Origin of the sequence: Pseudomonas sp. NBRC 111140, assembly GCF_001320885.1 — a bacterium.
In the GTDB taxonomy this organism is placed as follows: domain Bacteria; phylum Pseudomonadota; class Gammaproteobacteria; order Pseudomonadales; family Pseudomonadaceae; genus Aquipseudomonas; species Aquipseudomonas putida_P.
This window is the reverse complement of record NZ_BCBQ01000150.1, coordinates 1-9,179: the sequence shown is the minus strand read 5'-3', so window position 1 is coordinate 9,179 and position 9,179 is coordinate 1. Positions and strand designations below refer to the sequence as shown.

Sequence of the window (9,179 nt, the reverse complement as noted above, 5' to 3'; positions counted from 1 at the left end):
GGTCGGCCACTTCTGTTCCTCCAACACCATCCCGGCGTCCGAGGTGTATGACGAGGCGGGTGTCATCGCCATTACTCCGGGCTCCACCAACCCACAGGTTACCGAGCGCGGCCTGAGCGCCATGTTCCGCATGTGCGGCCGTGACGACCAGCAGGGTATCGTCGCTGGCGACTACATCGTCGACGTGCTCAAGGGCAAGAAAGTCGCGGTACTGCACGACAAGGACACCTATGGCCAGGGCCTGGCGGACGCGACCAAGGCGCAGCTGGAAAAACGCGGCGTGAAGCCAGTGTTGTACGAAGGCCTGACCCGTGGCGAGAAAGACTTCAGCGCCGTGGTGACCAAGATCCGCTCCACCGGCGCCGACGTGGTCTACTTCGGTGGTCTGCACCCGGAAGCTGGCCCGCTGGTACGCCAGCTGCGCGAGCAGGGCCTGAAGGACGTCAAGTTCATGTCCGATGACGGCATCGTCACCGACGAACTGGTGTCCACCGCTGGCGGTGCGCAGTACGTCGATGGCGTGTACATGACCTTCGGTGCCGACCCGCGCCTGCTGCCAGACAGCAAGGCGGTGGTGGAGGAGTTCCGTAAGGCCGGTACCGAACCTGAAGGCTACACCCTGTACGCCTATGCCTCGCTGCAGGCCCTGGCCGCCGCGTTCAATGGCGCCAAGTCGAACAAAGGCGAAGACGCTGCCAAGTGGCTCAAGGCCAACCCGGTGCAGACCGTCATGGGCGAGAAAAAGTGGGACAGCAAAGGTGACCTGACCGTCTCCGACTATGTGGTCTACCAGTGGGACAAGACCGGTAAATACCACCAGCTGGAAAAACAAAAATAAAAAACGGCCCACGGCCCGGGCTGATGCTCGGGCCCAAGCCCCGCGGTACCAGTCTTTATTCGTAGATCTGCACAGTTCTGCGCTGCGAGGGCCCTGCACAGGTGGCCCGCGCCGTGGTCGGCGCTCGTGCAATCTCAATCAGGTGAGATTGCGTTATGGATGGTATTTTCCTGCAGCAACTGGTCAACGGCCTGACCCTCGGGTCGGTCTATGGCCTGATCGCCATCGGCTACACAATGGTCTATGGCATCATCGGCATGATCAACTTCGCGCACGGCGAGGTGTATATGATTTCCGCGTACCTCGCGGCAATCAGCCTGGCATTGCTGGCTTACTTCGGCGTCGAGTCGTTCCCGCTACTGATGTTGGGCACGCTGTTGTTCACCGTCGTCGTCACGGGCGTCTATGGCTTCACCATCGAGCGCATCGCCTACAAACCCCTGCGTAACTCCACCCGTCTGGCGCCGCTGATCAGTGCCATCGGCATTTCGCTGATCCTGCAGAACTACGCACAGATCAGCCAGGGCGCCCGCCAGCAAGGCGTGCCAACCTTGCTGGAAGGTGCCATGCGTGTCGAAGTCGGCACCGGCTTCGTGCAACTGACCTATACCAAGATCTTCATTCTGGTGGCAGCCTTCGTCGGCATGGGCCTGCTGACCTACGTGATCAAGTACACCAAGCTCGGCCGCATGTGCCGTGCCACCCAGCAAGACCGCAAGATGGCCTCGATCCTGGGCATCAACACCGACCGGGTAATCTCCTACGTGTTCGTCATCGGCGCCGTGATGGCCGCCCTGGCCGGCGTGCTGATCACCATGAACTACGGCACGTTCGACTTCTACGCCGGCTTCATCATCGGTATCAAGGCATTCACCGCCGCGGTGCTCGGGGGTATCGGCTCACTGCCTGGCGCCATGCTCGGCGGCATCATCCTGGGTATTTCCGAGTCGCTGTTCTCTGGCTTGATCAACTCCGACTACAAGGATGTGTTCAGCTTCTCGCTGCTGGTGATGATCCTTATCTTCCGCCCACAAGGCCTGCTGGGTCGCCCGCTCGTGGCTAAGGTGTGATGAACATGTCCGTTGCCAAAACTGCCTCTGTTAGCGAAACCAAGGGTTTCGACATTAAACGCAGCCTGCTGGAGACCCTCGTCGCTGGCCTGCTGGCACTCATCGTGTTTGGCCCGGTCGTTGGCGTGGTGCTCGACGGCTACACCTTCAATGCCGAGCCGCGCCGCGTGGCGTGGCTGGTCGGTGGTGTGATGGTCGGGCGCTTCCTGCTCAGCCTGTTCCTGCAGACCGCCCCTGGGCAGCGCATGCTCCAGGGCTTCGACAGCGGTGGCTCGGGCGTGCATGTGAATGCCCCGGACTACAAGTCGCGCCTGCGCTACATCATCCCTGCACTGATCGTGATTGCCATCGTCTTCCCGATCTTCGCCAACAAGTACCTGCTGACCGTGGTCATCCTCGGCCTGATCTACGTGCTGCTGGGCCTTGGCCTGAACATCGTGGTCGGCTTGGCCGGCCTGCTCGACCTGGGCTACGTGGCGTTCTACGCCATCGGTGCCTACGGCCTGGCGCTGGGTTACCAGTACCTCGGCCTGGGCTTCTGGAGCGTGCTGCCGCTGGCGGCCATCGCTGCGGCGCTGGCGGGGTGCATCCTTGGTTTCCCGGTGCTACGAATGCACGGTGACTACCTGGCGATCGTGACCCTGGGCTTTGGCGAGATTATCCGCCTGGTGCTGAACAACTGGCTGTCGTTCACCGGTGGCCCCAACGGCATGCCGGCGCCTTCGCCAACCTTCTTCGGCCTGGAGTTCGGCCGCCGGGCCAAGGATGGCGGGGTGCCGATCCACGAGTTCTTCGGCTTCGAGTACAACGCCAACCTCAAGTTCGTGTTCATCTACGCCGTGCTGTTCCTGGTTGTGCTGGCCGTGCTGTATATCAAGCACCGCCTGACCCGCATGCCGGTCGGCCGGGCCTGGGAGGCGCTGCGCGAAGACGAAATCGCCTGCCGTTCGATGGGCTTGAACCACGTGCTGGTCAAGCTTTCGGCGTTTACCTTGGGTGCCTCCACCGCCGGCTTGGCCGGGGTGTTCTTCGCCACCTACCAGGGCTTCGTCAATCCGTCGTCATTCACCTTCTTCGAGTCGGCGCTGATCTTGGCCATCGTCGTACTGGGTGGCATGGGGTCGACCGTGGGCGTGGTCATCGCGGCGTTCGTGCTTACAGTGGCGCCGGAGCTGCTGCGCAGCTTCTCCGAGTACCGGGTGTTGCTGTTCGGCGTGTTGATGGTGCTGATGATGATCTGGCGACCGCGTGGTCTGATCCGCATCAGCCGTACCGGTGTGACCCCGCGTAAAGGAGTGGCGCCATGAGCGACGATATCATTCTCTCGGTCGACAACCTGATGATGCAGTTCGGTGGCATCAAGGCGCTCAGCGATGTCAGCCTCAAGGTCCGGCGCAATCAGATCTTTGCCTTGATCGGCCCCAACGGCGCCGGCAAGACCACGGTATTCAACTGCCTGACCGGCTTCTACAAGGCCAGTGGCGGGCGTATCGAGCTGAACGTGCGCGGCAGCCACACCAACGTCATCCAGCTGCTTGGCGAACGCTTCCAGGCGGCCGATTTCGTGTCGCCTGCGCGCTTTGCCAACCGCATGTACTACAAGATGTTCGGCGGCACCCACCTGGTCAACCGCGCGGGCCTGGCGCGCACCTTCCAGAACATTCGCCTGTTCAAGGAAATGTCGGTGGTGGAGAACCTGCTGGTGGCCCAGCACATGTGGGTCAATCGCAACCTGCTGGCCGGGGTGCTCAACACCAAGGCCTACCGCAAGGCCGAAAGCGATGCGTTGGACCACGCGTTCTACTGGCTTGAAGTGGTCGACCTGGTCGACTGCGCCAACCGCCTGGCCGGCGAGTTGTCGTACGGCCAGCAGCGGCGCCTGGAAATTGCCCGAGCCATGTGCACACGGCCGAAAATCATCTGCCTGGATGAACCGGCGGCGGGCCTGAACCCCCAGGAAACCGAAGCCCTCAGCCGCATGATCCGCGTACTGCGTGACGAGCACGACATCACCGTGGTGCTGATCGAGCATGACATGGGCATGGTCATGAGCATTTCCGACCATATCGTGGTGCTGGACCATGGCAACGTGATTGCCGAAGGCGCGCCGCAGGACATCCGCCACAACCCGACGGTGATCGCCGCCTACCTGGGTGCAGACGAAGAGGAACTGGTATGAGTGCACCCATTCTGGAGCTGAAGGACCTGGACGTGTTCTATGGGCCGATCCAGGCGTTGAAAAAGGTCTCGATGCACATCAACGAAGGTGAGACGGTCAGCCTGATTGGTGCCAACGGTGCCGGTAAGTCGACCCTGCTGATGTCGATTTTCGGCCAGCCGCGGGCAGCGTCTGGGCATATCGTCTATCGCGGCACCGACATTACCCGCAAGTCGTCGCACTACATCGCCTCCAACGGTATTGCCCAGTCGCCGGAAGGGCGCCGGGTGTTCCCTGACATGACCGTCGAGGAAAACCTGATGATGGGTACCATCCCCATCGGCGACAAACATGCCGACGAAGACATGCAGCGCATGTACGAGTTGTTCCCACGCTTGAAGGAGCGGCGTAACCAGCGGGCCATGACCATGTCCGGTGGCGAGCAGCAGATGTTGGCGATTGCCCGGGCGCTGATGAGCCGGCCGAAGTTGTTGTTGCTGGACGAGCCCTCGCTGGGGCTGGCGCCGATCGTGGTCAAGCAGATCTTCTCGACCTTGCGAGAGCTGGCCAAGACCGGGATGACCATCTTCCTGGTGGAGCAGAACGCCAACCATGCGCTGAAACTGTCGGACCGGGCGTATGTGATGGTCAACGGGCAGATTCGCATGACCGGTACCGGGCAGGAGCTGTTGGTCAACGAGGAGGTGCGTAACGCCTACCTTGGCGGGCACTGAGTTGTATTCGGGGGCTGCAAGGCAGCCCCATTCTCAATGTGGACAACTTGCCGTGTCTTTCTCTCGACACACGCCAATACTCCCCCGCAAGCCCTTGTTTCCACAGGCTTGATCTTGTCCACGGATAATGTGGAACCGCCTTTGGAAAACATGGTGGCATCTCGCTCCAGCCCTGTGATAGCAAGCCCTCCAGCAATGCGATCATTTTTTGACCACATCCCGCTTGTGGATGTTTTTTCGGTGTTTCCCACAGCCCTGAAAGCATGCCGGAATTAGCGCCAAGCCTGTGCATAACTCTGTGCAAAAACCTTGGACAGACCGCTGCAGGCGGCATGCTTGAAAGCCTTGCGCCATCACCTGAAAGATATCCACCGACCACGGAGCGCTGAATGGGTTCCGCACGGTGGAAAAGTTGCCCCCAATCCGTGGGGAAAGCCTTGTGGATAACATGCGCATACCTGTCGGCGAGCCCTCTGCCACAAGGGTTTGCCGAATATGAACAAAAAATGATCAGTGCCTTGAACGGCTTGCTGCCGGCGCTTGGCGAGGGCATGCTGCAAAGCTGCCATGAGAACCTACCTTGAGGAACAGAGCATGACGTCCACCGTATTCATCACTGGTGCCACTTCCGGTTTCGGTGAGGCCACCGCCCGCCGCTTCGCTGAGGCTGGCTGGAAGCTGGTGCTCACTGGCCGCCGCAAGGAGCGCCTGGACGCCCTGTGCGCCGAGCTGTCGGCAAAGACCGAAGTGCATGGCCTGGTGCTCGACGTACGTGACCGCAAGGCCATGGAGCAGGCCATCGCCAATCTGCCGGCCGGGTTCGAAAAGATTCGCGGCCTGGTCAACAACGCCGGCCTTGCATTGGGTGTGGATGCGGCGCAGAACTGTAGCCTGGACGACTGGGAAACCATGGTCGATACCAACATCAAGGGCCTGATGTACACCACCCGGCTGCTGCTGCCACGGCTGATCGCCCATGGCCGCGGCGCTTCGATCCTCAACGTAGGTTCCGTGGCGGGCAACTACCCGTACCCGGGCAGCAACGTCTACGGTGGCACCAAGGCCTTCGTCGGCCAGTTCTCGTTGAGCCTGCGCTGCGACCTGCGCGGCACCGGCGTGCGCGTGAGCAACATCGAGCCGGGCCTGTGCGAGAGCGAGTTCTCGCTGGTACGTTTCGGCGGTGACCAGGCCAAGTACGACGCCACCTACGCAGGTGCCGAGCCGATCCAGCCGCAGGACATTGCCGAGACCATCTTCTGGATCCTTAACCAGCCGGCGCACATCAACATCAACAGCCTGGAGCTGATGCCGGTGAGTCAGGACTGGGCAGGCTTCTCGATCGACCGGTCGGCCAAGGGCTGATCCAAGGGCCTTTTCGCAGGTAAACCCGCTCCCACAGGTACTGTGCAATCCTTGTGGGAGCACCGGTCTTGCACAAAACCTAAAAGCTGGCGCGATCACTGTGGGAGCGGGTTTACCCGCGAATGCGTCAGTTCAGGCGCTGCAACCCTTCCAGGCAGGTCGCCAAATGATAGGGCGTAGTAGAGGGCATATCATGCCGACTCACCGCCCCCTCACCATCGCGGCACTCATACCAGCCCGCTTCCCGCAGGAACCGCGTTTGCAGCGCCTGCAACTGCCCCGACAGCTTCGCCTCACCCCCCGCGCGCAACACAAGCGCCCGCAGGTATTCCGCCTGTGCCCAGATGCGCTGGGTGGCATCAAGCACCTGACCGTCCACATTCAGCATCGCCAACACCGCCGCATCGTTCACCCCGAACTGTTCGGCAAAGCCGAAAGCCCGGTCGATGGACGCATAAAGCGGCGTGTCACGTAGCAGCGGCGAGGTGTGCAGCAAGTAGAACCATTCGAACTGGTGCCCCGGTTCGAACCAGTTATCCACAGCCCCGCGTGGCTTTTCCAGCATCAGGCCGTGGGCCGGTTCGATGAAGTGCGCCTCAAGCGCCTCGCACAGTTGCAGCAGTGACTGGCGGACATGTTCATCGTCACGTACTGCCAGTACCTGAAGAAACGCCTCGGCCAAGTGCATCTGCGGGTTCTGCAGTGGGCCGCTGCCCAGGTCGGCCCAGTCTTCGCCCAGGCTGGCTTCGTACAGGCCGTCGTCACGGGCGAACTGCTGGTCGATGATGTCGAGCGCGGCGTTGAGGGTGGATTCCACCAGGCTTTCACGCACCTTGCCCCAGTAGTGCGCGCAGGCGAACACGATGAAGGCATGGGTGTACAGGTCTTTGCGCCGGTCCAGCGGCTTGCCCTGGGCGTCGATGCTGTAGAACCAGCCACCGTGCTCGGCATCGTGGAAGTGCTTTTGCAGCGAACGGAACAGGGCTGATGCGCGCTCGGCGGCGCCCGGTTGCCCGATACGGCTGCTGAACAGATACAGCTGGCGTGCGCAGGCCATGGCCCGGTAGCGCTGCACCGGCAAGGGTTGGTGCTGGGCGTCCAGCGCCTCGTAGGGCAGGGCCATGTCGGCGTTCCAGCCTGGGCCTTGCCACATTGGCACGATGCGTTCGGCGAAGTGCTGGTTGAAACGGGCCAGTTCGGGCAGGGTGGGGCGGGGGTCGGACATGTCGGCGCTCGTCGCTGTCGGGCAGGGCGCCATGTTAGCAGAACTAGGGTTGAGGGTTGCCCAAGCCCTGCCAATGCCGCGCCCCGACGAAGATGAAGCGCAACTGCTGGGTGATCTTTTCCTGCGGCGTCAGCGCCTGTGGGTAACCTGCTTCCGGGCTGTCGATAAGTTCGGGCAGGGTGGCGAACACGGTCTTCACTACCAGGTCGGCCATCACCGCCAGCGCGGCGCTGTCCAGGTGCTGCCAGCGCTTCATGCGCGCAAGGTCGGTGGCCAGGTCATCGCTTATGTCCTGGCGCAGGCGGGCAATGGCCTGGCGCACGGCCTGCGAACCGCCGTACTGTTCGCGGGCCAGGAACAGGAACTGCGCGCGGTGGGCGGCTACCACGTCGAGGAAGATGCGCACCGAAGCGTCGGTGATGCCGCCCAGTTCGAATTCGTTTTGCCGCACCAGGCGGATGGTCTGGCGGAAGGTGGTGTCGATTTCGGCCACCAAGGCCAGGCCCAGGGCATCCATGTCGGAAAAATGCCGGTAGAAGCCGGTCGGTACGATGCCAGCGGTCTTCGCCACCTCGCGCAGGCTGACACTGCCGAAACCACGGCCACTCTCCATGAGCAGGCAGGCTGCGTCGAGCAGGGCCTGGCGGGTCTGAAGCTTCTGTTCGGCGCGCGGTAGCATGATGCGGGCTTCTGTGACGGTAAGGCTGGGCACTCTAGATAAAAAAACAAAGCCCGGTCAATGGACCGGGCCTGGAGGGGAGCAAGCGTTGTGACAGAGGTTGTTCTTTTCGGCCATGGTGATCAGCTCACACGGCTGAGTTCAACCAGGCGATCCGAGCCACCTTCGGCAACGCGGCCACTGCGTTCGATCAGACGATCCGAGCCACCTTCGGCAACGCGGCCACTGCGTTCGATCAGGCGATCGGAACCACCTTCGGCAACGCGGCCACTGCGTTCGATCAGGCGATCCGAGCCACCTTCGGCAACGCGGCCACTGCGTTCGATCAGGCGATCCGAGCCACCTTCGGCAACGCGGCCACTGCGTTCGATCAGGCGATCCGAGCCACCTTCGGCAACGCGGCCACTGCGTTCGATCAGGCGATCGGAACCACCTTCGGCAACGCGGCCACTGCGTTCGATCAACCGATCGGAACCACCTTCAGCTACGGTTTTCAGTGGCTGGGCGATTTCGGCAGCGCTGGAGCGCGATTCGGCGGTCAGGTGTTGCTCGGAAGCCGGCAGGGCAAAAGCGTTGGCGGCCAAAAGGGACAGGGTCAGGGTCAGCAGGTGGCGTTTCATGATTTCGGTGCTCCTCTCGGGGGCTGGAAAGTGGGTACGAAGCCAATGCTACGCCGCGTAACGCCAGAGAGAAGTTCATACGGGTAATGGTAACAATCGACCGTATTGATAGAGGTTCGCAACGCCTCTAATCAGCGCCTTTCAGGCGCGCAGGCAAACCGCTGGCCGTGCCTCCGTTGGGTAACATGTACAGCCTGGCGCGATAAATTGCTGAGCAAAGGGCCAGGAAAAACTTCGCTATCATGGCGCCATCGATAAAACCCCATGGGTTTTCATGAGTCCGAGATATTGAGTGCCACTGAAGTGCCTGTTCTGTGTCATACCGCAAGGAGATTCACGCAATGACGCGTCCCGCCAGAATCCTCGTCTGGACCCTCACCAGCCTGTTCACCCTGCTGGCAATCCTGGTGGTGGTGATCGCCACCTTCGACTGGAACCGCGTCAAGCCGCTGCTCAACGAGAAGGTCTCCGAGGCCTTGCACCGGCCTTTCGC

10 protein-coding genes are annotated in these 9,179 nt (G+C 61.7%); 7 read left to right on the top strand and 3 right to left on the bottom strand.

Annotation, left to right across the window (positions count from 1 at the left end; genetic code table 11):
- The 6 genes from APH42_RS27905 to APH42_RS27880 all read left to right on the top strand — a co-directional run.
- Positions 1–838: branched-chain amino acid ABC transporter substrate-binding protein (locus APH42_RS27905; RefSeq protein WP_060494687.1), on the top strand; the 838-nt coding region annotated here is incomplete at its 5' end.
- Positions 839–993: 155 nt separating this feature from the next.
- Positions 994–1,908 carry a branched-chain amino acid ABC transporter permease gene (locus tag APH42_RS27900; protein ID WP_012274436.1) on the top strand — a complete coding sequence of 305 codons (915 nt, stop codon included), beginning with the start codon at positions 994–996 and terminating at the stop codon, positions 1,906–1,908.
- Between the two features lie 5 nt (positions 1,909–1,913).
- The gene (livM, locus tag APH42_RS27895; RefSeq protein ID WP_060494688.1) at positions 1,914–3,215 is read left to right on the top strand and encodes a high-affinity branched-chain amino acid ABC transporter permease LivM; all 1,302 of its coding nucleotides are present in this window, start codon (positions 1,914–1,916) and stop codon (positions 3,213–3,215) included.
- The gene (locus APH42_RS27890) at positions 3,212–4,087 is read left to right on the top strand and encodes an ATP-binding cassette domain-containing protein (RefSeq protein WP_010955466.1); all 876 of its coding nucleotides are present in this window, start codon (positions 3,212–3,214) and stop codon (positions 4,085–4,087) included. The genes livM and APH42_RS27890 overlap by 4 nt, the downstream gene beginning before the upstream one ends.
- Positions 4,084–4,800 (top strand): ABC transporter ATP-binding protein, encoded by a 717-nt coding sequence (locus tag APH42_RS27885; RefSeq protein ID WP_004576969.1) that lies wholly within the window; start codon positions 4,084–4,086, stop codon positions 4,798–4,800. Before APH42_RS27890 ends, APH42_RS27885 begins: the two co-directional genes overlap by 4 nt.
- A 594-nt stretch (positions 4,801–5,394) precedes the next feature.
- A complete protein-coding gene (locus APH42_RS27880; RefSeq protein WP_012274433.1) occupies positions 5,395–6,162 on the top strand; it encodes an SDR family oxidoreductase in 768 nt (255 codons plus the stop codon).
- A gap of 127 nt (positions 6,163–6,289) precedes the next feature.
- Here APH42_RS27880 and APH42_RS27875 read toward each other — a convergent pair whose 3' ends face one another.
- The 3 genes from APH42_RS27875 to APH42_RS27865 all read right to left on the bottom strand — a co-directional run bounded on the left by APH42_RS27875 (position 6,290) and on the right by APH42_RS27865 (position 8,686).
- Positions 6,290–7,387 carry an AGE family epimerase/isomerase gene (locus tag APH42_RS27875; RefSeq protein ID WP_041166604.1) on the bottom strand — a complete coding sequence of 366 codons (1,098 nt, stop codon included), beginning with the start codon at positions 7,385–7,387 and terminating at the stop codon, positions 6,290–6,292.
- A 43-nt stretch (positions 7,388–7,430) separates the two neighbouring features.
- Complete coding sequence (locus tag APH42_RS27870) at positions 7,431–8,066, bottom strand: TetR family transcriptional regulator (protein ID WP_012274431.1); 636 nt, start codon at positions 8,064–8,066, stop codon at positions 7,431–7,433.
- Between the two features lie 122 nt (positions 8,067–8,188).
- Entirely contained in the window at positions 8,189–8,686 is a 498-nt protein-coding gene (locus tag APH42_RS27865; RefSeq protein ID WP_060494686.1) for a hypothetical protein, read from the bottom strand.
- A gap of 341 nt (positions 8,687–9,027) precedes the next feature.
- Here APH42_RS27865 and APH42_RS30010 point away from each other — a divergent pair.
- Positions 9,028–9,179, top strand: a 152-nt coding sequence (locus APH42_RS30010; RefSeq protein ID WP_156352958.1) for an AsmA family protein, incomplete at its 3' end; no start/stop codon positions are given.